The following is a 22,976-nucleotide window of genomic DNA, read 5'->3' as shown; positions in this document are numbered from 1 at the left end:
GCCTATAAGTAAGCGCGCTAAAATCAGACTATGAAACTATGTTCATTTTTATTGTGCACTGGAGCTTAGTCAAAAACACAGGAAGATTAAACAACAACTGTTCTTTTTTTGATCGGCGTATGCATCGTAACGTGATGTGTGTACAATTTTTACAGACTAAAGCGCCGTTTGTTGTTTTTGCAAGGATGTAAGGTCGCCCGCCATGAGTGCTCAACATTCCCAGGTACACAAAGCGAACTCACCCAGAACCATCGCCATCACTGGCGGAAAGGGCGGTGTGGGAAAAACATCCGTGGCACTGAATTTGGCGCTCACGCTGGCGCGCCACGATAAACGCGTACTGCTTTTGGACGGCGACACAGATCTTGCAAATGTCAGCATCATGCTGGGCCTTTACCCCGAGCGCACACTGGCCAATGTGGTTGCTGGTGAATGCCGCTTGGAGGATATTCTTCTGGAGGTGAATTACGGCCTGCACATCCTGCCTGGAGCTTCTGGTGTTCAGGAATGCATGGATATGGCACCGGAGGACAGTTTTCGTATCCTGCGTGCGCTTTCAATGCTGGAGCGGCGCTACGATTACGTAATAACGGATACGGCTGCCGGTCTTCAGCCCACCGGTTTGCACATGATTGCAGCGGCGGAGCTGGCATGCGTTGTGGTAACGCCGGACCCAGCTTCGCTGACGGATGCTTTTTCCCTGATCAAAGTGTTAAGGCGCCGTGGCTATAAACGAACACCCAGTGTATTGATCAATATGGCACAAGGTGCCAGTCAAACCCGCTCAGTGTTTCAGCGCCTCGACGCCGCCGCACGACGTCACCTTAAGTGCTCTCTGCATTACATGGGAGGGATATGGCGCGATGAGACTCTGCGCCAGTCCGTGCTGAATCAAAAGCCTGTTGCACTCTTGCCTCAGTCAGATCCGTCATGCCGGCAGTTCGGTACACTGGCGGATATGCTTGAGGTGCGCCTTACGCAACTTCCTGCCCGAAAAGCCGGCATAGCGGCTTATTGGCATTCCGTTTCGAAGCGCCAGCAGACCCGCGAGCGGAAGATGGAGGCATCCAGCCCCTCGGCGAGCCCTCGTGAGCGTTGTTTGACGGCTATCAGCGAACTGGAAGCAGTGCTCGGGCCTGCAAATGAGTGCGCCATGCTGCGCTACGATGTTTTTATGCAGTTGTTTGCGTTGCTGGGGCGCAAGCCAGATAACGACGCCATTGAAATTATCCAAACCGGGCTCGGTGCTATTGCCTGGGAAAGTCTGAACCGAGAGCAGCGTGATCATCTCGCAGCCCACCTCAGGCATTTAGCGGAAGAAATCTCGCCCCCTGCTACGGATGATACCCGTGACGTTGTGCAGAGCTTGCCGCAACCTGTACTCCCTGAACCATTTTACGACCGCATCAGCTTTGGTGATCAGGAAAACCTGGTCAGGGTGTTGAAAGAGCAGCCTTCCGGTATTGCCCTGAGCCAGCTACTGCGGTCGTTGGTAGATGAGGAAGACAGTGGTGCTTAAGAAGGTTCGCCTTGGTGCATGAACATGCCGGTTAATTCGCCATTTCATCGGGGGAGTTTGTAGAGTAGCGTTTTGTGCTGGCGCTGTTGCGTGAGTTTTGGTGATAACCTTGCAGTTTGTCACCGTACAGCCATAGATGTTGTGCAAGGATTGGGTACCTCAAGCATCCATGGAAAAGGAGTGTTCGTCATCACAAATATAATAAAGGAGGCGGTAATGTCTTCGTCAAAGGTACTTGAACAGCTGCGAGGCAAGCAGGTCTTGATTACCGGCACCACGGGTTTTCTGGGCAAGGTTATTCTCGAAAAGCTGATTCGTACGGTGCCGGATATTGGCGGTATACACCTGCTGATACGGGGCAATAAACAGCATCCTGACGCCCGTGGGCGCTTTCTCCAGGAAATTTCCACCTCCTCTGTATTTGATCGTTTACGCCAGGAGAACAGCGAAGCGTTTGAGTCATTTCTGGAAGATCGCCTGCACTGTGTCACTGGGGAAGTCACTCAGCATGGTTTTGGACTGAAGCCTGAGGCGCTTCAAAAGCTGGCGGGCAGTGTTGATGCTGTTATTAACTCCGCTGCCAGCGTTAACTTCCGGGAAGAGTTGGACAAGGCGCTATCTATCAATACGTTGTGTCTGCAAAATATTGCGGAACTAGCACAGCTGAACCCCTCCCTTGCGGTGATTCAGGTTTCAACCTGTTATGTGAACGGAATGAATTCTGGTCAGGTTACTGAATCAGTGATCAAGCCTGCGGGTGCGGATATCCCTCGCAGCTCCTCAGGTTATTACGAAATTGAAGAACTGATCCGGGTACTTAATGACAGCATTGCAGATGTGCGCTCGCGCTACACCGGCAAATTGCTGGAGCGCAAACTTGTAGACTTGGGTATCCGTGAGGCAAACCGATACGGCTGGAGTGACACTTACACTTTTACCAAATGGCTAGGCGAGCAACTGCTGATGAAAGCGCTGGAGGGGCGTGCCCTTACTATTGTGCGCCCGTCCATAATTGAAAGTGCTTTAGAAGAGCCGGCACCGGGCTGGATTGAAGGCGTAAAAGTAGCAGATGCCATCATTCTTGCTTATGCGCGAGAAAAGGTAACTTTATTCCCCGGCAAACGCTCCGGTATCGTTGATGTTATTCCCGTTGATCTGGTCGCGAACACCATTATTCTTGCGGTTGCGGAAGCATTGGGTGAGCGCCCGGAAGCCAGGATTTATCAGTGCTGCAGTGGCAGCTCCAACCCGGTGTCAGTCGGTGAGTTCATCGATCACCTGATGGCGGAAGCTAAGAGCAACTATGCTTCCTACGAAAACCTGTTTTATCGTCGACCCGTCAAACCCTTCATTGCAGTGAACCGTGCTCTGTTTGACGCGTTAGTGGGTGGTGCTCGCATTCCATTGAGCCTTGCCAGCCGCATGAAGGGCCTGCTGGGGCAGGGTCGTGAGCTTAAAGCCTTGCAAAACCTTGATACCACACGCTCGTTGGCTACTATTTTTGGTTTCTATACCGCTCCGGATTATATCTTCTGCAATAACGACCTGCTGGCTCTGGCTGCGCGAATGGGTGAGGTAGACAAGGCGTTGTTTCCTGTGGATGCCCGCGAAATTGACTGGGCGGTGTATTTGCGCAAGATTCACTTGGCTGGCCTGAACCGGTACGCCCTTAGTGCGAAAAAAGCCCGACGTCCGCGAAGTTCCCGTGGGCGAAAGAAAGCTGCCTGATTCCACTTGGCCCCGTTCAATCGGGCTGGTTTATCTCTCGGAGACGCAGAACTGCCTTTAATTTGAAGTTCATGCTGTTTGGAAATTACCCTTGAATTCTTGCAGGTTACTGTGCCTTTCAGGCTAAAAGTTCAAGTAGGTTAGGACGTTAGTCTAATTCATTGTGTGGTAGTTCACATGTTGAACTACGGCTATGAATCCGCGGGGTCTGTATACCCCACCGCTCTGGATTGACCAAATCTACAATGACAACAAACTCTGTTCAAAGGGGAGCACTATGACTGATAAAAACCTTTATCCGGTAAGCCCGGAGGTGGCCAAGCGGGCCTTGATAAACCGGGAGCAGTATGACGAAATGTATCGTCAGTCCATTACAGATCCAGATGCTTTCTGGGGAGAGCATGGAAAGCGAATTGACTGGATCAAGCCCTACACCAAAGTTAAGAACACCACATTCGATCCTAAAAACGTTTCCATCAAGTGGTTTGAAGATGGCGAGTTGAATGCGTCTGCAAACTGCCTGGATCGACATCTTGAAACCCGCGGCGATCAGACGGCCATTATTTTTGAAGGCGACGACCCAGCCGAATCCCGTCATGTCAGTTATCGCGAGTTGCACGAAGAGACCAGCAAGTTTGCTAACGTACTGAAAAGCCTTGGCGTAAAAAAAGGTGATGTTGTCACGATTTATATGCCAATGATTGTTGAAACCGCCGTGGCCATGCTGGCATGTACCCGTATTGGTGCTATCCATTCGGTTGTTTTTGGCGGCTTCTCGCCTGAAGCATTGGGTGCCCGAATCGTGAACGGTAAGTCGCGCTTTGTTGTTACCGCCGATGAAGGGCTTCGCGGTGGCCGTAAGGTGCCACTCAAAAAGAACGTGGACGCCGCCCTGAAAGACCGGGAAGGCGTGGCCGTTGAGAAGGTTGTGGTTGTCAGCCGCACCGGAAACAAAGACTTGCCCTTCCAGGAAGGTCGGGATGTGCGCTACGAAGATTTGATGGCAACCGCATCCGCTGACTGCCCGCCAGAGCCAATGAATGCTGAAGATCCTTTGTTCATGCTCTACACATCAGGTTCTACTGGTGCACCCAAGGGCGTTTTGCATACTACCGGCGGTTATCTGGTGTATGCCTCCATGACCCATGAGTATGTGTTTGATTATAAAGAGGGTGATGTTTACTGGTGTACCGCAGACTTTGGCTGGGTAACAGGCCATAGTTACATTCTTTATGGCCCTCTGTGCAACGGCGCTACATCGCTACTGTTTGAAGGTGTTCCCAATTATCCGGATAGCTCTCGCATGGGCCAGATTGTTGACAAGCATCAGGTCAACATTCTGTACACCGCCCCAACTGCTATTCGGGCGCTGATGGCTGAAGGCGAAGCCTGCATGGCAGGCACAACACGCAAGAGCCTGAAGTTGCTGGGTTCCGTAGGCGAACCCATAAATCCGGAAGCCTGGGAGTGGTACCACCGTGTAATCGGCAACAGCCAGTGCCCGATTGTGGATACCTGGTGGCAGACGGAAACCGGGGGCATTCTGATTGCACCGCTGCCCGGCGCCGTTGATTTAAAGCCGGGCTCCGCGACTGTGCCTTTCTTTGGTGTAAAGCCTGGCCTGATGGACAATGAAGGGAATCTGCTGGAAGGCAAAGCGGATGGCAATCTCGTTATTCTGGATAGTTGGCCCGGGCAGATGCGCACGATCTACGGTGATCATGAGCGTTTTATCCGAACCTATTTCAGCGCCTACCCCGGGATGTACTTTTCCGAAGATGGCGCGCGCAGAGATGAAGACGGAGATTACTGGATTACCGGGCGCGTGGATGATGTGCTTAACATTTCCGGGCACCGCTTGGGCACTGCTGAGGTAGAAAGCGCGCTTGTGGCTCATGATAAGGTGGCAGAAGCTGCGGTTGTTGGCTTCCCCCATGACATAAAAGGCCAGGGGCTTTATGTTTACGTTACTCTGATGCAGGGTGAAGAGCCTTCAGATGAGCTCAAAAAAGAGCTGGTACAATGGGTTCGCAAGGAAATCGGCCCCATAGCCTCTCCGGATGTCATCCAGTGGGCACAGGGCATGCCAAAAACGCGGTCAGGCAAAATTATGCGCCGGATTCTGCGTAAAATTGCTGCTAACGAGCACGATCAGTTGGGAGACACATCCACACTTGCAGATCCAAGCGTAGTGGATGATCTCATCAGCAATCGTGAGTTTAAATAAGGTCTGAAAACAGGCCGAAAACCTGTGAGGAATCGGTTTAATGACACAAACAATTATCGTCGCTGATGATCATCCGCTGTTTCGGGCCGCCCTGAAACAGGCGGTCAGTCAGGCGGTACCTGATGCGGAAACCGTAGAAGTTGATAGCATCAAGGCACTCCAGGCGTCGGTAGATTCGCACCCGGATGCAGATCTGGTCCTGCTTGATCTGAATATGCCGGGTGCCCACGGTTTCTCGGGGCTGGTGTTCATGCGTGGACAATACCCCGGGCTACCCGTGGTGGTTGTGTCAGGGTCGGAGCAATTGCAGGTAATGCGCCGCTCGATCGACTATGGGGCGTCTGGCTTTATTCCAAAGTCGGCGCCACTGCCCACCATCACCGAGGCTATTCGAGCTGTTCTTGAGGGTGATGTGTGGCTGCCGGAAGGCGTAGCTGACAAGCTGGAGCGCATGCACGCCGACACCACGGACTTCTCTGAGAAGCTGGCATCACTGACCCCGCAACAATTCCGGGTTCTGGGTATGCTGGCGGAAGGCCTTCTGAACAAGCAGATTGCTTATGATTTGGAAGTTTCGGAGGCTACGATCAAGGCGCACATCACTGCCGTGTTCCGCAAGCTTGGGGTTCGCAATCGCACCCAGGCGGTAATCGCGATACAGCAGATGGAGATAGACCCTTCGGATCAGTCGTTGTCTGGTAGCTGAGGCTCAGTAAGTCAGGAGGCCGGACGGGGGGAGGTGTTCCCGTCCGACATTTGTGGGAACTCGGCTACTTGCTCCCAGCGTACCCCAACTCCTTATCCACCAGATTGAACAGCTCCTCACCACCGTGCCAGCGGTCAAAATTCTCCAGAAACTGATCGGTAAGTGCCCGGTGCCAGCCGATAAAGTCACCGGCCATGTGTGCTGTCATGATGACGTTTTCCATATCCCAAAGCGGGTGGTCTTCCGGTAACGGCTCTTCTTCGAATACGTCGAGCCCGGCACCGGCAATTTCGCCACTCTCCAGCGCAGCAATAAGATCGGCTGTTTTGACAATTGGGCCGCGGCCAACGTTGATCAGGCGTGCAGTGTTTTTCATCGCCTTGAATGCCTTCTCGTCAAACAAACCCTCTGTCTGCGGTGTCAGCGGTGCAGCAATCACCACGTAATCTGCCAGTTCCAGCTGGTGATATAACTCATCATTGCCATGAACCGCCACAAAATCCGGGTCTTCCGTGCGGGCTGTTCTGGCAATGCCGTGGGGCTTCATGCCGGCGGCAGCAACAAGACGTCCAATCTGCCGACCGATAGAGCCTGCGCCCACGACAAGAACCTGCTTGCCTGTCGCTCTTTCCGTATCCCGGTGCTTCCACTGGTGTTTCATTTGCAGGCGGATTGAGCCGGGAAAATCCTTGGCAAACATCAGGATGGTACAAAGCACATATTCAGCGATGGTGCGGTCAAATATGCCTCTGGCGTTGGTGACAATCACACTGCTTTTTGTGAGGGCAGGGAACATCAGGGCATCTACCCCGGCGCTGGTGGCATGTATCCACCTCAGTTTATCCGCACAGCCCCAAGCCGCCTCAAGTGCCTCGGTTCTGAAATCTGTCACCATCATCACATCGGTGCCCGGCAAGGTACTTCGCAAGGTTGCCTCGTCGCTGGCGAAACGCACTTCGGCGCGAGCCCGAAGCGCATCCATTCCCGGTGGCTCCTGCTCTCCGGGAGCAGTAAGGACAGTTACAACAGGCTTGCTGAGATGGGACATTGAACCTCCGCGGCTTCGATTGCTGATTATCGAGAGTTGTTTTACGGGCCAAGCATTTTCCTCTACAAAACCCTTGAAGCCAGTCTGGTAGGCGGATGCCGTCTGGTCAACCTCAGCTCGCACCTAAGGTAGTGATCATCGTTGATCCTGGTGGGTACTTGTACCTATCAAGCCCGTCCCTGCATTACCTTGTATGCCCGGATTTTCCTGACTAACCTGCAAGAGGGTCTGTTTTGGCCCTCCCGTTCCCGTTGTAGGAGGTTGTTATGGCAAATGGCGCCAATAAAGATACCGGCGAGGATAAAGTGCGGAGAGTGAAATACCGGAAGGCGAAGGCCAGTTGGAACCCTGCGATGCAGGCGATTCCGGTACCGGGGATTCGGCGCATGGTCAATATGGCAGCCACTATGAAGGATGTAATTCATCTTTCGATTGGCCAGCCTGACCTCCCTACACCCAAGCATGTTATTGATGCTTATATTGACGCCCTCAATGCAGGACAAACTGGCTACACCATGGATGCCGGTTTGCCTGAACTGCTTGTGGCCTTGAGGGATTACTACGGCAAGCGATACAACCGAAAACTCACCAGGGATAATATTCTGGTGACCAGCGGAGCAACCGAGGCCATGTATCTGGCTATCTCGGCGACATCTGCACCGGGCCGCCAATTTATCGTTACAGACCCTTCTTTCTTGCTGTACGCGCCACTCATCCGCATGAACGGGGGGGAAGTGAAGTTTGTACCGACCCGTGTGGAAAACGATCATCAGCTTGATCCCGACGAAGTGATCGCAGCCATGGGGCCGCGTACGTTTGCCTTGATACTGAATAATCCGAATAACCCTACCGGAGCGGTGTATCCTCGCAGTACCGTAGAAACCATTCTGGAAGAGTGTGCCTACCGGGGAATACAAGTTTATGCCGATGAGGTGTATGACCACATGGTTTTCGACGATGAAGACTTTGCCAGCGTTCTCAGCTGCTCTGTGGATCTGGACAACATCATGTGCATAAGCAGCTTCTCGAAAACCTACAGTATGGCGGGGTTGCGTGTGGGCTGGGTTATTGCTAGCCAGGCGACAATCAAATACCTGCGGCGCTATCATATGTTTACAACATCAGTTGCTAATACGCCCTCCCAGTTTGCGGGTGTGGCAGCGCTGACCGCTGACCAGCAATGCGTAAGGGATATGGTCAATATATACCGGGAACGCAGAGATAAGGTGGTGGAGTTGGTGGGCCAGACACCTTACCTGACTGGCTACAAACCGGGAGGAGCCTTCTTTGCTTTTCCGGACCTGCCTCCACATGTGGATGGGTCGGATCTGGCGTTGCGGATGCTGAAAGAAACCGGTGTGTGTGTGGTGCCGGGGGACGCATTTGGCGAAGCCTGCACCAATGCCGTTAGAATCAGCTTCTCTACTACTTGCGAGAAACTTGATGCGGCGTTTGATCGTATCATCCCGTGGATGGCCAAACAGAAGTTCTGAGGAGGACTTATGTCGGCTCTGGATTCGGTTCTTATCCAGTGCCCCTATTGTTGGGAGACGCTGGATATCAGCGTCGACCCTTCAGTGGCGGAACAGGAATATGTTGAAGATTGTCAGGTATGCTGTCAGCCCATTCTATTGCGTGTGGTTTTCGATGATAATCTTACCCCGCACGTAGAGGCCCGGGCCGAAAACGAGTAGTAAACCCCGGATTCTGACCGATCATTAATCTGCCAATCTTGTCTCGCCTCCCATGCTGCCGCAGGATAGGGGGTCAATCCACGGAGATTAAACGATGAAATATACACGCCTTAATGGCCTTTGGGGCTTAATGTTGCTGGCTTTTGCTCTGACGAGTGGCTGTGCCAGCATGTCCCCTTATGCAATATCGGAAGGTGAGCTGGAGCGGCACCTGCAGGATGTTGTGAGCGATTTTGACCGCACGCAGTTAAAGAACGGCTCTCCGCTTAGCATGAGCCTTAGTGATGCCGACATTACTCTGGGGCCAGATGGTCGCGATGTGGCAGTGATTGATCTGAAAGGGCAGGTGGCGCTGAATGCTTTTCTGGCCAAACTTCCGGTTGATATCGCGCTGAAAGTGGAAGGTGCTCCAGTTTATGACAGCAAGGAAAAAGCCATCTATATTCGCAGGATCAAGTTGCTTGAAAGCAGCATTGATTCCGGCTTTTTCAAGGGTGATCTTGCGCCCGTTACAGACACCGTGATGGGCGTTGTGGCCCAAATGCTGGAAACCATGCCGGTATATCGTCTGGACGACACCAACATGGCCCAGCGTATGTTTGGAATGGTGCCTATGGATGTTCGGGTAGCGCCCGGGCGCCTTGAATTTGTAATGGCTGACTAGTAAGCAATATTTAGTGGACCAGAGCCAGGTGCTGTTTTCTGGCTCTGGTTCAGCGGTCGATCAGGCTGACAGGCGTTGGCAGATTGCCTCTCCGATCTCCTTTGTTCCCCTCCGTGCACCCGCATTTTCTGCCAGATCCGCCGCTACCGCGTCAAAAAGTTCCTTACCAGCTACTGCCATCACCGGATCTTTCCTGCCAAACCATTCCAGCATTCGTGCTGCGGTAAACAGCATGGCGGTTGGATCTGCCAAGCCCTTGCCTGCGATGTCCGGAGCGCTGCCATGGGTTGGCTCGAACATGGATGGCATGTCCGGGTCGGTGGGGTTCAGGTTGCAGGAAGGGGCAACGCCCATACCGCCGGATAGCACGGCCGCAAGGTCTGTCAGAATGTCCCCCTGAAGATTGCTCGCAACTACTACATCGAATGCCCAGGGGGCCTGCACAAACTTCATGCAGGCTGCATCTACCAGTTCATGGTGGGTGGCCACATCCGGGTATTCTTTGCTGATTTCTTCGAAGGCTTCAGTGTACATATCGCCCCAGTAACGCAGCGCATTACGTTTGGTGATCAAACACACCTGGCTTTCGCAGGTGCTGCCATCAAGGGTGCGAAACTCTCTGGTGCGGCCTTCTTTTGCGCGTTCGGCTGCTTGGGTGCGGGCTTGCTCGAACCCGTAGCGAATGATTCGGTTGGTAGCTTTGCGGGTAAACACCTCCATCTGGGTCGCAATTTCATCCTCAGTGCCCTGACGCAAACGCCCACCCTGGCTAACGTACTCACCCTCGGAGTTCTCGCGGATTACCAGCATGTCTATGTCTTTTGCACGCTCATCAGCGAGATATTGGCGGGCACCGGGCAGCAGTCGGGCTGGGCGCTCACATACCCACTGATCAAAGCCTTTGCGCATTTCCAGCAGAGGTGCCAGTGAAACGCTGTCGGTCAAAAGGTAGCGATTCGGGTCCTCCAGAGGCCCTGGATCACCCAGGGCTCCAAGCAGAATGGCGTCGTAAGCTTTGAGCTGGGCTAAAGCATCCGCTGGCATGGATTCGCCATGTGCTTGATGCCAAGCGTGAGAAGGCCATGGGAACTCATTCCATTCAAGGCTGAGGTTGTGCTTGGTGCGCAGGGTTTCCAGGCAGCGTATGGCTTCCCCCACAACCTCCGGGCCAATGCCGTCGCCCGGTGTCACTGCAATGCGGGTAGTTTGGGCCATTTTGGAGACTCCTTTTCAAATTGACTCGTATGGATAACCAACCCAGTTTAGTCAGGGAAACCGGGGTTGCCACCAGTGAAGGAAATAAACCCCTTTTACCCGCCCGCAGCCCGACGCTATAGTGTGTTCGCAATTGGCGCATTCGCGCTTTTTATTGGTTCCATTTACGACAGGACGGCAACTTTGCTTTACCGACTTCTTACCATAATTGGCGGCTTGGTATTTGTGGCGGCGCTTTTCGCGCTGGTATGGTTTTTCTGCAAGAAGTTTCTGCAGCGTCAGGGCGTTACTGAGAACCTGTCAGATCGCACTACCGAACTCGCCACATGGACCTTTGCGGGCATCAGTATTGGGATGGTATTTGCGGTGGTTGGGGCATTTGTACTCGGCCCCTGGGCGTTCTATCGCACCCTGCGAGGGCATGGCGTGGCTATTTCCGATGGCGCGGCCATTTGGTGGGGGTTCGGCATAGTGTTGGCCTCCCTGGGTATTACTGCCGTTGGCTTCTTCGGCTTTCTGATGGCCGTAGGGGCTTACTGAATCGCTTTGAGTTGTTCCCTGAGCCAGATAAGCGCCGGCTCCTGACCGTAGGCTGTGTGCCAGTACAGGTGTACATCGACTGATGGCAGGTCGGCTGGCGGGTTCATGATGGTGATATTTGCCCGCTCTGAAATGATCTGGGCGTAGGTTTCAGGCATGGTTAGTAACAAGTCTGTTTGTTCCACTACACGGCAAGCGGCGTAATAGTGCTGACAGCGCAGTCGGATACTGCGTTGAACTCCGAGCCTTGAGAGCTCAAAGTCCTCAATTCCCGGCCCTTCTGCGCGTGACGAAACCAGTACGTGGCGCGCAGAAAGGTAACCGCCCATATCCAGCGTGTTGGCCGTCAGCGGGTGGCCCTCCCGAGCCAGAACTACAAGCCTGTCCTGCCTGAGAAGCTCGTGGGAGGTTTGGTTGCTGACTGGCAACAAAACATCCACAGCAAAGTCCAGCTTGCCTGCAGCCAGTTGCGTTTCCATATCCCGCCGGGGAATGCGCTTGCTAGCTATTTCCAACTCCGGATAGGCGTTTAACCGCTGCATCAGCGGCGGTAGAAACGTTGATTCCAGAACATCCCTCAGCCCCAAAGAATAGGTTTTACGCTGATTTGCCGGGTCAAAGGCGTGGAACTGATTCACCGCACCCTGAATTTGGGTAAGCCCAGGCTTCATGGATTCCAGAAAGCGCCTGGCCAAAGGCGTGGGTACCATCTGGTTGCCCTGGCGGGTGAACAGAGGGTCGTCAAAATGGTCTCTCAGTCGAGACAGGGAATGACTAACAGCAGGCTGGGTAAGGTGCAACGCCTTCGCAGCCCGGGTAAGGCTGCCTTCTCGGTAAATCGTGTCAAATACATGCAGTAGGTTGAGATCCAGACGATTCCCGGCCATAGTTATTAATCTCTATGCGGATTAGTTTTGTTGATAGTAAACGATAAGAATAATTCAGTCGCGTAATAGTTTGAGCAACCCTAGACTGGTTTCATAGTGCTTATATTCATCGCACCGTTTGCTAGTCTATCTAATAGATGTTGTTCAATTTCTGAGAGGGTTCGGCAATGGATTTCAGTATCTCCGAGAAGGGTCAGGATTATCTCGAGCGTGTAAAAGCGTTTATGGCGGAAGAAATTTTCCCGATTGAAGCCCAGTACCAGAAGGAGCTGGCGTCTCTGGAAAATCGCTGGGTTGTACTGCCAATCATCAAAGAATTGAAAGAAAAGGCAAAGGCACAGGGCCTATGGAATATGTTTTTCCCGGATGAGAAGCATGGTTGTGGCCTGCTTAACTCTGATTACGCCCTGATTGCTGAAGAAACGGGTCGCAGCTTTATTGCCCCCGAAATTTTCAACTGCAACGCGCCCGACACCGGCAACATGGAAGTGCTCATTCACTACGGCTCCGAGGAGCAAAAAGCGGAATGGCTGCCACGCTTGCTTAGCGGCGAAATCCGCTCCGCGTTCTGCATGACCGAGCCAGCTGTTGCTTCCTCCGATGCCACTACTATGGAAGCAACAGCCGTAGTGGAAGGCGATGAGGTTGTACTGAACGGTCGCAAGTGGTGGAGCACAGGTGTTGGCCACCCGGACTGCAAGGTTGCTATTTTCATGGGCTTGTCAGACCCAGACGCCCACAAGCACCGCCGTCACTCCATGGTTCTTGTACCTATGGATGCACCGGGTGTAACCGTTGAGCGCATGCTCCCAGTATTCGGTGAATACGACGAGCCCTACGGCCACGGCCAAGTGCTGTTCGAAAACGTGCGCCTGCCCAAAAGCGCCTTTATTGCAGGCCCTGGCCGCGGTTTCGAAATCGCCCAGGGCCGCCTCGGGCCAGGCCGAGTACACCACTGCATGCGCGCTATCGGCGCCGCAGAGCGCACGCTGGAGTTGTTGGTGAAGCGTTCATTGAGCCGCGAAGCCTTTGGGCGCCCACTGGCCAAGCTCGGTGGCAACCCGGACATCATTGCCAACGCCCGTATGTCGATTGAACAGGCACGTTTGCTGACCCTGAAATGCGCTTGGGCCCTGGATACCAAAGGTATTGCCGGCGCCATTCAGGAAGTCGCCATGATCAAGGCGCTGATTCCCAATATGCTGCAAACCATTGTGGATCAGGCCATTCAGATTCACGGTGGTGCGGGTGTGAGTGATGACGACTTCCCACTTACCCAGTTGTTTGCCTATGCTCGTGTACTACGCTTGGCTGATGGCCCCGATGAAGTTCATCGCGCCACAGTTGCACGCCTCGAATTACGCAAATATAAAAATTGATGGTTTAGCGCCAATGATGAGAGGAGCCGGCGGGGTGGGAGCTTCGGAAACTGTGCGGAGCCATGGATGGCGGAGCCAAGCCTACATGGACGTATTCACGGCGTGTTTCAGAAGCTCCCACCCCGCTGGCTCCGTCGTACTCTATAATTGACGTTTTTTTAAACAACAAACAACGGACAACCCCATGACACAAAGAGTATTCGTAACAGGCGGCGCAAGCGGCCTTGGCCGAGCCATTGCACTGCGTTATGCCAGAGAAGGCGCCAAAGTCTGCATCGGTGACATCAATCCCGAACAGGGCGTAGGTGTTGAGCAGGAAATTAACAATGCCGGCGGCGAAGGCTACTTTGTTGAGTGCGACGTTCGGCGCCTGACAGATCTCGAAAAAATCTGCGCCGATCTCACCGAAAAGTGGGGCGGAGTAGACGTAGTGGTGAACAACGCTGGCGTGGCCTCCGCCGGCTCCATTGAAGACACCACCATGGCCGACTGGGAATGGATCATAGATATCAACGTGCTGGGTGTCGTGCGGGGCTGTAAGGCATTCGCGCCCCAGTTCAAGAAGCAAGGCTCCGGCACCTTCGTAAACATAGCCTCCATGGCAGGCCTTATGCTCGCGCCCCTCATGGACAGCTACAATGTGTCTAAAGCAGGCGTCATTGCGCTGTCCGAAACCCTGCGCCAGGAACTACGGGGTGATGGCATCCACGTGAGCTGCGTGTGCCCGGCATTTTTCCAGACCAACCTCACGCAAAGCATGCGCTCGGACATTCCCGGCATTCAGCAGAACGTGAACAAGCTGATGAAGCGCTCGACCATTACGGCAGATCAGGTTGCCGACGACATAGTGCGTTCAGTGAAGAAAAAAGATTTCTGGGTGCTTCCCCACGTGAAAGAGCGCCGCTTGTGGATACTTAAGCGTTACGCTCCAGCGGTGTTCGACAAACTGATGTACGAAGAGAGCAAGCGCTGGATGAAGAAGATGGGCAACAAGGCCAAAGCCTGATTAGCGCACGGGAAAAAAGGAGAGTGATGAATGACCCAGATTGACCAGGCAGCAGATATCCGCGAAGGCGAAGAGCTGGATCTATCCGCAGTAGACCGCTTCATGAAAGGTGCCATCCCGGACCTGACCGGCGAGCCGGCGATCCGCCAATACCCGGGTGGTGCTTCCAACCTGACGTATCAGGTGGACTACGGCGACCGTTCATTTGTTTTGCGCCGCCCACCCTTCGGCAAAATTGCGAAATCCGCCCACGACATGCTGCGTGAAGCCAGAGTGATGCAGGCGCTGAAGCCTGTGTACCCTTATGTGCCCAACATCATTGCCATTTGCGACGACCACGATGTGCTGGGTTGCGATTTCTACGTGATGGAACGCCTGAAAGGCATCATTCTGCGCCAGGACTTCCCTAAAGACCTTGAAATGGACGAAGCCGATACCCGCAAGCTGTGCCTGAGCGTCATCGACAAGATGGTGGACTTGCACCGGGTTGACGCCAAGGCCGCTGGCCTGGATTCCCTGGGCAAAGGCGAAGGCTATGTTCAGCGCCAGATAGGCGGCTGGAGCGATCGTTTCCGCAAAGCTCGCACGGACGACGTTGGCGATTTTGAGGAGGTGATGGCCTGGCTCAACGAAAAAATGCCAAACGATGTGGCCCAGGTTGTGATTCACAACGACTACCGCTTCGACAACGTTGTGTTAAACCCCGAAAACCCCTTTGAAGTGATCGGGGTGCTGGATTGGGAAATGGCCACCATTGGTGACCCGCTGATGGATCTGGGCAATACGCTCGCATACTGGATAGAGGCGGATGACGATGAATCCTTCAAGATGCTTCGTCGCCAACCTACGCATCGCCCCGGAATGCTTACTCGTAAGGAAGTGGTTGAGTACTACATGGAGAAGTCCGGTTTTCACGCAGATAACTTCGACTTTTACGAGATTTACGGGCTGTTCCGTTTGGCGGTGATCGTGCAACAGATCTATTACCGTTTCTATCATGGCCAGACCAGTGACAAACGCTTTGCCATATTCGGCCACGCAGCCAATAGCCTTGAAAAACGGTGTAAACGTTTGATCGCGGAGAGCTCTTTGTAATGGCTACGGTGTACCTTGTGCGCCATGGCCAGGCCAGTTTTGGTAAAGAAAATTACGACCAGCTTTCCAAAAAGGGTTGGGAGCAGGGCAAGGTGCTTGGCCGGTGGATGGCCGATAAAATTGAACCGGCTGCGATTTTTGGCGGCGACTTGCAGCGCCACCGGGAAACCGTAGAAGCCATTGCAACCGGGTATGGTGCAGAGCTGCCGGATATGCAGGTTGCTCTGGGCTTTAACGAGTTTGATCACGAGTTCATCGTAAACGCATACCGGCCCCAATGGCGTGATCGGCAGGTGATGGCGAGGGATCTGGCAGCTTTCCCGAAACCGGCAGCAGCCTTTCAGAAGGCATTTGTAGAAGCAGTACGCCGCTGGGCATCTGGTATACACGATGCAGAATACGATGAGACCTGGACGGAGTTCAAAACCCGGGTTCTCTCGGCCTTTGATGAAATGATCGAGTACGCAGGCGGCGGTGATGTTCTGGTGTCCACATCCGGCGGCCCTATCGCCGTTATGTGCCAGCACCTTTTGAGCCTGAGCGATGAACGGACATTAGGGCTGAACGAAGTCATCGCTAACACCAGCGTTACCCGTGTGCTCTACTCCACGGGTCGTCGCAGCCTGTCTGTTTTCAATAATTACAGTCATCTGGAAGCGGAAGATCCCGCCCTGGTGACCTTCCGATAACGAATTGAGGTGAACGAATGAGCAAGAAAGACCTGTTTGATCTGACTGGAAAGATTGCCCTGATTACTGGTGCCAGCCGTGGCATTGGCGAGAGCATTGCCCGCACGCTGGCGGATTACGGCGCTCACGTGATTGTGACCAGTCGCAAGATTGACGGCTGTGAAGCCGTCGCCAGCAGCATTCGCGAAGCGGGCGGTAGCGCTGAAGCCTATGCTTGCCATATTGGCGAGATGGATCAGATAGAAGCGATCTGGGCCCACATCGAAAAAGAGCACGGCAAGCTGGATATTCTGGTAAACAACGCCGCAGCCAACCCGTACTTCGGCCCGGTTGAGGATACAGATCTGGGTGCCTTCCAGAAAACCGTCGATGTAAACATCCGCGGTTACTTCTTCATGTGTGCCCGTGGTGCGCAATTGATGAAGAAGCACGGCGGTGGCTCGATTGTTAACGTGGCGTCGATTAATGGTGTGAACCCTGGCCATTACCAAGGCATCTATTCGATTACCAAAGCGGCGGTAATCTCCATGACCAAATCCTTCGCGACCGAGTTGGGGCAGCAGAATGTTCGCGTCAATGCGCTCTTGCCAGGGCTCACAGATACAAAATTTGCCAGTGCACTGACCACCAATGAAGCGATTAAAAAGCAGGCGATGGCGCACATTCCTGTGAAGCGCATTGCCGACCCGGATGAGATGGCCGGCACTGTGTTGTACCTGGCCTCAGGTGCATCCAGCTATACGACGGGTGCCTGCATTAATGTGGATGGTGGTTACTTAACGGTCTGATCATTTGTAAATGTGCGATGCGACCTCAGAGCCAGAGACACAGGTAAGGGCTTTGAAGTCGCCGCGCAATTCCGATACCTGGCGTGCCAGATGGTCGAGATGTGAAGCGTCGGTTGCCTGTAACAGTTGCTGAATCAATGAGCGCATGGCCGCCATGCTTTCGTCGATCCTCTGTGCATAGGCATCGCCGCGACCTGCTTCCGGGTTGCTGATCAGTTCGGTGACTGTTGCGTCAAAACCAGGATCATTGCGATTCTCAAGGGCATTCAGCAGGGCTTTTTGCCAATTGCGACGGCCCGCCAACCAGATTTCTGTCTGTCCTTTCCGGCTTTCCGACCAGTCTTTTATGAGGCTCTTCTGAGTGGCGTTCAGGCTGCCCAGCCAACGCTCGGCTCGCTCTTCTGTGCGCTCCGCTCGCGCTTGTGCAATTGTTTCGGCATCACCCTCCAGAAATTCCCCTTCCAGTTCTCGATGATTTTCTTCCATGTTGCCCGCCAATTCGCGGACCTGCTCATCACTTAAACTGGAGAGCAGGTTAATGGCAACGGGTGTGATTTTTTGCATCAAAGGCGGGAAGAAGCCTGCAATCTGGTTTTGAAGGCGGCTGACTGCCTCAGGGGTTGGTTTACCTGACGCAAGGTCGCTCTCGATACTGCTCAGCCAAGCTCTGTAACGCGGCAACTCGGAGCTACAGTGCCATCGTTTCAAACTCTCAATATCGTCATCTAGCTGCTGCTCCTGAGTCTGAGAGAGCGAAATGAAATCCTCAACCCACCATACAATGCCCCAATCGGCGTAACGGTATGCAAGCCGGGTTGAGCTGCATCCTGAAATAAACAGCATGATAACAAGCAGGAGTGCTGCCGATCGTATGCTGTGTACTTTGGATAAATACCCATACTGATCCATTAGGCGCCTTGCTCGGTAAAAAAGCCTATCGAAAAATGATCGCAAGCTCACTACTATGGCTTGCTTTCGTATACACAGTCTACGACATTCCGGGGTTTTCAGATGTGACTATCAGAAGGCCTGTGCCCACACTAGGAGATTTCATGAGCCGAATTAAACCCGCCCGTTTGCGACAGCTAGTGTTCGGATTTTATATGTCTGGAATGATGTCACTATTGATGTCTGGCGTAATCACCTTCATCAACACAGGGATGGATAGCGCTTTTATGTATCGCTGGATCCCGGCCTTTTTGGTGGCATGGGCGGTTGCCTTTCCGTTGGTAACCTTTATTGCACCCATTGCGGTGAAACTCACAGAGCTGACTCTGGGATCGCGCCTTAAGGATAACAAGAGCGCGTGAGGGAATTGCCCCGGTTGCCCGAGGCCTATAGCGCTACTGTATGGACGAACTTGAGTTTCCTGAACTGGCTCGTGAGAGGGCTGTGCCCGTAGGGGGGCGAAAATGCAGGGAATAGAGAATCCGGTCAAGAACCGCCTGGCCATTCCAGGCAGGGTCACTGTTCACCATGCCCACAACCGCCCAGGTTGTATTGTTCTCATCCCGTGTAAAGCCCGCAATTGAACGAACGTTTTCCAGGTAGCCGGTTTTAATACGTCCCTCGCCATCCATACCTGTATTGCGTAAGCGACGAGCCATGGTTCCATCCATGGCGATGATGGGCATGGAGGCCATGAGGTCTGAAGCGTAGGGACTGTTCCAAGCGTGTTGCAGAATTTTCGTGCCTTGCCGGGCAGTGATTTTGCCATGGCGAGTCAGACCCGCACCGTTGTCGATAACCATACCAGCGGTATCGACACCTTTGCGCTCCAGCCAGTCATAAATAACGCGGATACCGGCAACCCGGTCGTCTTTTTCGTTATCCAGACGATTCTGAGCGCCAATGGTCAATAGCAGTTGCCGCGCCATTACGTTACTGCTCCACTTATTGATATCCCGCACCATAGTGACGAGATCTGGCGATGTGGTTTTCATCACCAGTCGCGCAGTTTCGGGGGTTAGCCCGGTCTGGTTTCCACCAGACACTATGATGCCCATCTCTGAAAGAAGGGTGCGGATCATCGAAGCGCTGTATTGCTCGTGGGGCAGGAGCGACAGGTAGGTTGTTGTGCGGCAACCCTGTGGCAGTTCGCCTGTTACCCGCACAGTTACCTTGCCGCCTGCCTGCGCTACCGGTTCCCAGTCAAAGCTGCGGCGTGATGGGCAGGGCCCTTCGGCTACCGCGGTTACCCTGTTGTCGATAACAACCTCACCAAGAGCGGGCGTGCTCCAGGCTTGGGTGCCGCGCTCATCAGCTCGAATCTGGAAGTGTATGAGGTTTAGATTGGTCAGGTAGGCAGACGGCTCAACCAGAAACGGCGCGTGTGGGTTGTCACCATTGTCTGTAAAGGTAGGGAAGCCACCATCAATTTTGAAATAGCTGCCATCCAGCACCAGATCGCCATCAATGTGGTTGATCCCCATGTCACGGAGTTCCCGCAGGGTTGTCCAAAGTCGTTCGAAGGTGAGTTTCGGATCGCCACCGAAGCGCACATAAAGATTGCCTTTAAGAGTATCGCCAACCATTTGCCCATCAGTCAGAAAATCGGTATCCCAGTGATGCGTGGGACCAAGGATTTCTAAAGCTGCGTAAGTTGTGACGACCTTCATGATGGAGCCAGGGCTCATGGGAATGTCGGCGTTGATGTTTTGATCAAGTCCGGGGCCATTCAACGGAACTGCGGCCATGCTCAAAGCATCGTCACTGTTGAGGGACTTCATGGCGAAATCCCTCATCTGGCTGGCCCAGAGGCGGTTGTCGCTGTAGCTGGTGTCGTCACTGTCAGCAGCCAGTGCTGATGGCGGGTTTGCCAAAGCTGAAGTCAAGGTAAGCGCCGCGGCCAGAACCAAGGCAGGACGCTTTGGCCGACGAGTGACTATTCCTGCGTTGTTTGTATGCGGCATACCTGAAATCATCCTAATGGCCACGCGATAAAATGTGCGGAGAGGTTCGCTGATTAAACAATAGCCCATCTTTGGTAAATGTACTATGCAGAAAACCTCTACATGACGTTAATAAATGCCAGTAGACTGGTTGTTTGTATTGGGGTTTGTATTGGGGTTTGTATTGGGGTTTGTATTGGGGTTTGTCACGGGGTGTAAGTTGCGTTGCGGTCAGTATCTGGTGGTAGTGTTGGCCAATGTAATAGTGGCATGTTTGGTGATAATGACGGTGTTTTCAACAAAAGGATGGATCTATGGCTAATGTGCTGGCTCACCATGCAAAGGTACTGGGGTCTGTGGCTACCTCATCGTTCACAGCCTGGCGTGGGTGTCTCGTGGTAAAGGCCGTACCCCAGCCGGAGCAAGCTCTGGTGCTTTACGATATGGAGGGGTGTCCATACTGTCGGCGCGTTCGCGAAGCATTGACAGCCCTCAACCTTGATGCGGACATTCGGCCTTGCCCCAAGGGTGGCCGCGTATTCCGCAAGCATGCAGAAGCGATCGGTGGAAAACAGCAGTTCCCCCTGTTGGTTGACCAGAACACCGATACCGTAATGTACGAGTCGGAAGCCATCATCGAGTACCTGTTTCGCCAATATGCTGGTCGTTCGGTACCCGGATACTACCGTGAACGGGTCTGGCAGCCGGTTCTTGGTTCCATGGCTTCCGTTGCAAGCGCCATGAGAGGCCTGCGAGCCAACGCCGGAAAACAGCCGGAGCAACCGCTGCATTTATGGAGCTTTGAAGGCAGTCCATTCTCCCGCCTGGTGCGAGAGAAATTGTGTGAGCTGGAAATTCCCTACACTCTGCACAATCTGGGCAAGGAGCACTGGACTGAAATTGGTCCGGCTGCACAGCGAATCAAGCCTGGGCCCTATACGCCAATTCCGGGTGGCAAAAGAGATGCGTTTTTCAAGGCTCACGGCCGGGTACAGGTGCCTTACCTTGAAGATCCGAATACCGGCGAAGGGCTGTTTGAATCTGCTCGCATACTGGACTACCTGAATGCGCAGTATGGACAGCGATAAAAGATAGATGGCTATTCCAGTTGGCCACCCTGGGCGGCAACTCTGTTTCATGGGCAGCAAGGCAGGTATCATAGCAAGCCATTAATGCGCTCATTAAACGATTGTCAGGATGCCTATGTATACCGGCCAGTGCCTGTGCGGCGATGTTACGTTTGAATACGACGGCCCTTTGGGGCCGCTGTCCCTGTGCCATTGCAGTCAATGCAGGCGGGCCCATGGCAGTGCATTTTCGGCCAGTTCGCCGGTGCAAAAGGTGCGTTTCCGGTTTTTGTCCGGAGAGCCTCAACTTACGGAATATGAGTCGCGTCCCGGAAAATACCGGGCTTTTTGCAGCCGCTGTGGCGGCCAATTATACAGCCGCGTAGATGCGATTCCCGGCATTCTTCGCCTGCGTGTGGGCACTATCAACGAACCCATAGAAAAGGGGCGGGTGCAGCATGTCTACACTGGCTCAAAGTCGGGCTGGTTTGAAATTACTGATGATCTGCCTCAGTATGAAAAAACCGAACGTACCGGCGATCCTCACTGAGCGGGCACAACCCGGTAGACTTTCCCTTGGGACGAATCCGTCAGCAACCAAAGGCTGCCATCTGGCCCTGAACGAACGTCACGAATACGTTCGTTCAGGCTGGTGAGCAAATCTTCCTCCTCGACTACCTGTCCATTTTCGATTTCCAGCCGAACCAGTTTGCGTAGCTTGAGCGCCCCTACGAACAGGCTGCCTTGCCACTGAGGGAAGTCGGTGCCGGTGTAAAACGCCATGCCTGAGGGGGCGATGGATGGGTCCCAATAGTGCAAGGGCTGAGCCATGCCCTCTTTTTCGGTATTAAAGGTTATTGGAAGTCCGGAGTAGCCAATACCGTAAGTGATTTCAGGCCATCCGTAATTGGTGCCGGCTTTCAGGATGTTTATCTCATCGCCCCCACGCGGGCCATGCTCGTGAGTCCAGAGTTCTCCGGTTTCAGGATGCAGGGTCATGCCCTGGATATTGCGGTTTCCCCAGGTGAAAAAGGTGTTATTAATGTTTGGGTCATCAAGCCCTGGGTTGCCGGGAGCCGGTTCGCCATTCACCGAAATGCGATGGACGCCGCCGGCGTCGTCCCGGGTATCTTGGGCCCGATCCATCTCGCCGCGGTCACCAACGGATACGTAAAGGTGGCCGGATGCATCGAATACCATGCGCCCACCAAAGTGACGGGACGTATTGGAGCGAGGGAGCGCTTCGAAGATGGTTGTGACATCTTTCAGACGCTCTCCTTCAAAAATCCCGCGGGCTACGCGAGTCGTCATTCCCTGGCTGGAGCGATGCGCATAGCTGAGGAAGAGTGTTTTATTGTCGACAAACTCCGGGTGCAGAACGACATCGAGTAGTCCGCCCTGGCCGGACACTACAAGTGATGGAAGCCCAGGAATGGCTTGGGGCCTTAGCGTTCCGTTCTCGATGAGCCTCAGGCGGCCCGCTCTTTCCGTAACGAGCATGGATCCATCGGGGAGAAAGGCCAGGCTCCACGGGTGTTCGAGGCCATCAGCAACGGTTTTCAGGCTGAATTGAGCGTCATTACTTGCAAATGACTGGGCTGCCACGGCGAAGGGGAGGAAAAGCAGTAGCAAGCCGCCCATCGGTATCAGGGGTTGTATAAGGCGCATGAGTTGCCCTCCGAGAGTTGCAAATGATAATCAATATCATTAATATGTTTTTGTGCTTGTACATGCAGCACAAATAATCCTCACAGGATCTGTTTACACCATAAGCACAGGGATATACAGCCATGACGGCAGAGCAGGAAATGATGGAAGGGCTAAAAATTGCGG

Annotated in this window: 22 protein-coding genes; 16 read left to right on the top strand and 6 right to left on the bottom strand. The window is 53.6% G+C overall.

Going from position 1 to position 22,976, the window contains the following annotated elements:
- The first annotated feature begins 202 nt into the window (after nucleotides 1–202).
- The 4 genes from AADB16_RS15765 to AADB16_RS15750 all read left to right on the top strand — a co-directional run bounded on the left by AADB16_RS15765 (nucleotide 203) and on the right by AADB16_RS15750 (nucleotide 6,180).
- Nucleotides 203–1,519: an AAA family ATPase gene (locus tag AADB16_RS15765; protein WP_410804673.1), complete on the top strand. Its 1,317-nt coding sequence runs from the start codon at nucleotides 203–205 to the stop codon at nucleotides 1,517–1,519.
- 216 nt (nucleotides 1,520–1,735) lie between these two features.
- Complete coding sequence (locus tag AADB16_RS15760) at nucleotides 1,736–3,247, top strand: fatty acyl-CoA reductase (protein ID WP_410804671.1); 1,512 nt, start codon at nucleotides 1,736–1,738, stop codon at nucleotides 3,245–3,247.
- A gap of 277 nt (nucleotides 3,248–3,524) precedes the next feature.
- A complete protein-coding gene (gene acs, locus AADB16_RS15755; protein WP_410804669.1) occupies nucleotides 3,525–5,474 on the top strand; it encodes an acetate--CoA ligase in 1,950 nt (649 codons plus the stop codon).
- A 40-nt stretch (nucleotides 5,475–5,514) separates the two neighbouring features.
- Nucleotides 5,515–6,180 (top strand): response regulator transcription factor, encoded by a 666-nt coding sequence (locus AADB16_RS15750; protein ID WP_100639981.1) that lies wholly within the window; start codon nucleotides 5,515–5,517, stop codon nucleotides 6,178–6,180.
- Between the two features lie 64 nt (nucleotides 6,181–6,244).
- Here the strand turns inward: AADB16_RS15750 and AADB16_RS15745 are convergent, their stop codons facing one another.
- Nucleotides 6,245–7,228 (bottom strand): D-2-hydroxyacid dehydrogenase, encoded by a 984-nt coding sequence (locus AADB16_RS15745; RefSeq protein WP_298450003.1) that lies wholly within the window; start codon nucleotides 7,226–7,228, stop codon nucleotides 6,245–6,247.
- Nucleotides 7,229–7,494: 266 nt separating this feature from the next.
- Between AADB16_RS15745 and AADB16_RS15740 the strand changes: the two genes are divergently transcribed.
- From AADB16_RS15740 to AADB16_RS15730, 3 genes are all read left to right on the top strand, one after another.
- A complete protein-coding gene (locus tag AADB16_RS15740) occupies nucleotides 7,495–8,721 on the top strand; it encodes a pyridoxal phosphate-dependent aminotransferase (protein ID WP_410804667.1) in 1,227 nt (408 codons plus the stop codon).
- Nucleotides 8,722–8,730: 9 nt separating this feature from the next.
- On the top strand, nucleotides 8,731–8,922 hold the full coding sequence (locus AADB16_RS15735; protein WP_410804665.1) for a CPXCG motif-containing cysteine-rich protein: 192 nt from the start codon (nucleotides 8,731–8,733) through the stop codon (nucleotides 8,920–8,922).
- A 94-nt stretch (nucleotides 8,923–9,016) separates the two neighbouring features.
- A complete protein-coding gene (locus AADB16_RS15730) occupies nucleotides 9,017–9,586 on the top strand; it encodes a DUF1439 domain-containing protein (protein ID WP_410804663.1) in 570 nt (189 codons plus the stop codon).
- 60 nt (nucleotides 9,587–9,646) lie between these two features.
- Here AADB16_RS15730 and AADB16_RS15725 read toward each other — a convergent pair whose 3' ends face one another.
- Entirely contained in the window at nucleotides 9,647–10,801 is a 1,155-nt protein-coding gene (locus AADB16_RS15725; protein WP_410804661.1) for an isocitrate/isopropylmalate dehydrogenase family protein, read from the bottom strand.
- A gap of 183 nt (nucleotides 10,802–10,984) precedes the next feature.
- Between AADB16_RS15725 and AADB16_RS15720 the strand changes: the two genes are divergently transcribed.
- Nucleotides 10,985–11,341, top strand: coding sequence for a hypothetical protein (locus AADB16_RS15720; protein ID WP_298450013.1), 357 nt, complete (start codon nucleotides 10,985–10,987; stop codon nucleotides 11,339–11,341).
- On the opposite strand, the gene AADB16_RS15715 is transcribed toward AADB16_RS15720, so the two are convergent.
- Nucleotides 11,335–12,228, bottom strand: a complete 894-nt coding sequence (locus AADB16_RS15715) for a LysR family transcriptional regulator (RefSeq protein ID WP_410804659.1) — start codon at nucleotides 12,226–12,228, stop codon at nucleotides 11,335–11,337. The two genes, AADB16_RS15720 and AADB16_RS15715, sit on opposite strands and share 7 nt — an antisense overlap.
- A gap of 167 nt (nucleotides 12,229–12,395) precedes the next feature.
- Between AADB16_RS15715 and AADB16_RS15710 the strand changes: the two genes are divergently transcribed.
- The 5 genes from AADB16_RS15710 (at nucleotide 12,396) to AADB16_RS15690 (ending at nucleotide 17,185) form a co-directional block, all read left to right on the top strand.
- On the top strand, nucleotides 12,396–13,607 hold the full coding sequence (locus AADB16_RS15710; RefSeq protein ID WP_410804657.1) for an acyl-CoA dehydrogenase family protein: 1,212 nt from the start codon (nucleotides 12,396–12,398) through the stop codon (nucleotides 13,605–13,607).
- Between the two features lie 184 nt (nucleotides 13,608–13,791).
- Nucleotides 13,792–14,613, top strand: a complete 822-nt coding sequence (locus AADB16_RS15705) for an SDR family oxidoreductase (protein WP_410804655.1) — start codon at nucleotides 13,792–13,794, stop codon at nucleotides 14,611–14,613.
- 30 nt (nucleotides 14,614–14,643) lie between these two features.
- A complete protein-coding gene (locus tag AADB16_RS15700) occupies nucleotides 14,644–15,708 on the top strand; it encodes a phosphotransferase family protein (protein WP_410804653.1) in 1,065 nt (354 codons plus the stop codon).
- Nucleotides 15,708–16,397, top strand: a complete 690-nt coding sequence (locus AADB16_RS15695) for a histidine phosphatase family protein (RefSeq protein WP_410804651.1) — start codon at nucleotides 15,708–15,710, stop codon at nucleotides 16,395–16,397. The genes AADB16_RS15700 and AADB16_RS15695 overlap by 1 nt, the downstream gene beginning before the upstream one ends.
- 17 nt (nucleotides 16,398–16,414) lie before the next feature.
- Nucleotides 16,415–17,185 (top strand): SDR family oxidoreductase, encoded by a 771-nt coding sequence (locus AADB16_RS15690; protein WP_309045884.1) that lies wholly within the window; start codon nucleotides 16,415–16,417, stop codon nucleotides 17,183–17,185.
- Here the strand turns inward: AADB16_RS15690 and AADB16_RS15685 are convergent, their stop codons facing one another.
- Nucleotides 17,186–18,094: a DUF6279 family lipoprotein gene (locus tag AADB16_RS15685; RefSeq protein WP_410804649.1), complete on the bottom strand. Its 909-nt coding sequence runs from the start codon at nucleotides 18,092–18,094 to the stop codon at nucleotides 17,186–17,188.
- 143 nt (nucleotides 18,095–18,237) lie between these two features.
- On the opposite strand from AADB16_RS15685, the gene AADB16_RS15680 reads away from it, so the two are divergent.
- A complete protein-coding gene (locus AADB16_RS15680; RefSeq protein WP_410804647.1) occupies nucleotides 18,238–18,495 on the top strand; it encodes a DUF2798 domain-containing protein in 258 nt (85 codons plus the stop codon).
- 33 nt (nucleotides 18,496–18,528) lie between these two features.
- Here the strand turns inward: AADB16_RS15680 and dacB are convergent, their stop codons facing one another.
- Nucleotides 18,529–20,097, bottom strand: coding sequence for a D-alanyl-D-alanine carboxypeptidase/D-alanyl-D-alanine-endopeptidase (gene dacB / locus AADB16_RS15675; RefSeq protein ID WP_410804645.1), 1,569 nt, complete (start codon nucleotides 20,095–20,097; stop codon nucleotides 18,529–18,531).
- A gap of 293 nt (nucleotides 20,098–20,390) precedes the next feature.
- On the opposite strand from dacB, the gene AADB16_RS15670 reads away from it, so the two are divergent.
- Both AADB16_RS15670 and AADB16_RS15665 read left to right on the top strand, forming a co-directional pair.
- A complete protein-coding gene (locus AADB16_RS15670; protein ID WP_309045889.1) occupies nucleotides 20,391–21,164 on the top strand; it encodes a glutathione S-transferase N-terminal domain-containing protein in 774 nt (257 codons plus the stop codon).
- Nucleotides 21,165–21,279: 115 nt separating this feature from the next.
- Complete coding sequence (locus AADB16_RS15665; RefSeq protein ID WP_309045925.1) at nucleotides 21,280–21,693, top strand: GFA family protein; 414 nt, start codon at nucleotides 21,280–21,282, stop codon at nucleotides 21,691–21,693.
- Here AADB16_RS15665 and AADB16_RS15660 read toward each other — a convergent pair.
- The gene (locus AADB16_RS15660; protein ID WP_309045890.1) at nucleotides 21,687–22,811 is read right to left on the bottom strand and encodes a PQQ-dependent sugar dehydrogenase; all 1,125 of its coding nucleotides are present in this window, start codon (nucleotides 22,809–22,811) and stop codon (nucleotides 21,687–21,689) included. The genes AADB16_RS15665 and AADB16_RS15660 overlap by 7 nt on opposite strands.
- Nucleotides 22,812–22,976: the final 165 nt, after the last annotated feature.

The organism is Marinobacter sp. KMM 10035 (assembly GCF_046537445.1).
Taxonomy (GTDB): Bacteria; Pseudomonadota; Gammaproteobacteria; order Pseudomonadales; family Oleiphilaceae; genus Marinobacter; species Marinobacter sediminicola.
This window is presented reverse-complemented; position numbering and strand designations above follow the sequence as displayed.

What these genes read in the sequence shown, in the direction of transcription:
- AADB16_RS15765 (WP_410804673.1), top strand. Translation starts at nt 203, where the DNA reads ATGAGTGCTCAACATTCCCAGGTACACAAAGCGAACTCACCCAGAACC.
- AADB16_RS15760 (WP_410804671.1), top strand. Translation starts at nt 1,736, where the DNA reads ATGTCTTCGTCAAAGGTACTTGAACAGCTGCGAGGCAAGCAGGTCTTG.
- acs (WP_410804669.1), top strand. Translation starts at nt 3,525, where the DNA reads ATGACTGATAAAAACCTTTATCCGGTAAGCCCGGAGGTGGCCAAGCGG.
- AADB16_RS15750 (WP_100639981.1), top strand. Translation starts at nt 5,515, where the DNA reads ATGACACAAACAATTATCGTCGCTGATGATCATCCGCTGTTTCGGGCC.
- AADB16_RS15745 (WP_298450003.1), bottom strand. Translation starts at nt 7,228, where the DNA reads ATGTCCCATCTCAGCAAGCCTGTTGTAACTGTCCTTACTGCTCCCGGA.
- AADB16_RS15740 (WP_410804667.1), top strand. Translation starts at nt 7,495, where the DNA reads ATGGCAAATGGCGCCAATAAAGATACCGGCGAGGATAAAGTGCGGAGA.
- AADB16_RS15735 (WP_410804665.1), top strand. Translation starts at nt 8,731, where the DNA reads ATGTCGGCTCTGGATTCGGTTCTTATCCAGTGCCCCTATTGTTGGGAG.
- AADB16_RS15730 (WP_410804663.1), top strand. Translation starts at nt 9,017, where the DNA reads ATGAAATATACACGCCTTAATGGCCTTTGGGGCTTAATGTTGCTGGCT.
- AADB16_RS15725 (WP_410804661.1), bottom strand. Translation starts at nt 10,801, where the DNA reads ATGGCCCAAACTACCCGCATTGCAGTGACACCGGGCGACGGCATTGGC.
- AADB16_RS15715 (WP_410804659.1), bottom strand. Translation starts at nt 12,228, where the DNA reads ATGGCCGGGAATCGTCTGGATCTCAACCTACTGCATGTATTTGACACG.
- AADB16_RS15710 (WP_410804657.1), top strand. Translation starts at nt 12,396, where the DNA reads ATGGATTTCAGTATCTCCGAGAAGGGTCAGGATTATCTCGAGCGTGTA.
- AADB16_RS15705 (WP_410804655.1), top strand. Translation starts at nt 13,792, where the DNA reads ATGACACAAAGAGTATTCGTAACAGGCGGCGCAAGCGGCCTTGGCCGA.
- AADB16_RS15700 (WP_410804653.1), top strand. Translation starts at nt 14,644, where the DNA reads ATGACCCAGATTGACCAGGCAGCAGATATCCGCGAAGGCGAAGAGCTG.
- AADB16_RS15695 (WP_410804651.1), top strand. Translation starts at nt 15,708, where the DNA reads ATGGCTACGGTGTACCTTGTGCGCCATGGCCAGGCCAGTTTTGGTAAA.
- AADB16_RS15690 (WP_309045884.1), top strand. Translation starts at nt 16,415, where the DNA reads ATGAGCAAGAAAGACCTGTTTGATCTGACTGGAAAGATTGCCCTGATT.
- AADB16_RS15685 (WP_410804649.1), bottom strand. Translation starts at nt 18,094, where the DNA reads ATGGATCAGTATGGGTATTTATCCAAAGTACACAGCATACGATCGGCA.
- AADB16_RS15680 (WP_410804647.1), top strand. Translation starts at nt 18,238, where the DNA reads ATGAGCCGAATTAAACCCGCCCGTTTGCGACAGCTAGTGTTCGGATTT.
- dacB (WP_410804645.1), bottom strand. Translation starts at nt 20,097, where the DNA reads ATGCCGCATACAAACAACGCAGGAATAGTCACTCGTCGGCCAAAGCGT.
- AADB16_RS15670 (WP_309045889.1), top strand. Translation starts at nt 20,391, where the DNA reads ATGGCTAATGTGCTGGCTCACCATGCAAAGGTACTGGGGTCTGTGGCT.
- AADB16_RS15665 (WP_309045925.1), top strand. Translation starts at nt 21,280, where the DNA reads ATGTATACCGGCCAGTGCCTGTGCGGCGATGTTACGTTTGAATACGAC.
- AADB16_RS15660 (WP_309045890.1), bottom strand. Translation starts at nt 22,811, where the DNA reads ATGCGCCTTATACAACCCCTGATACCGATGGGCGGCTTGCTACTGCTT.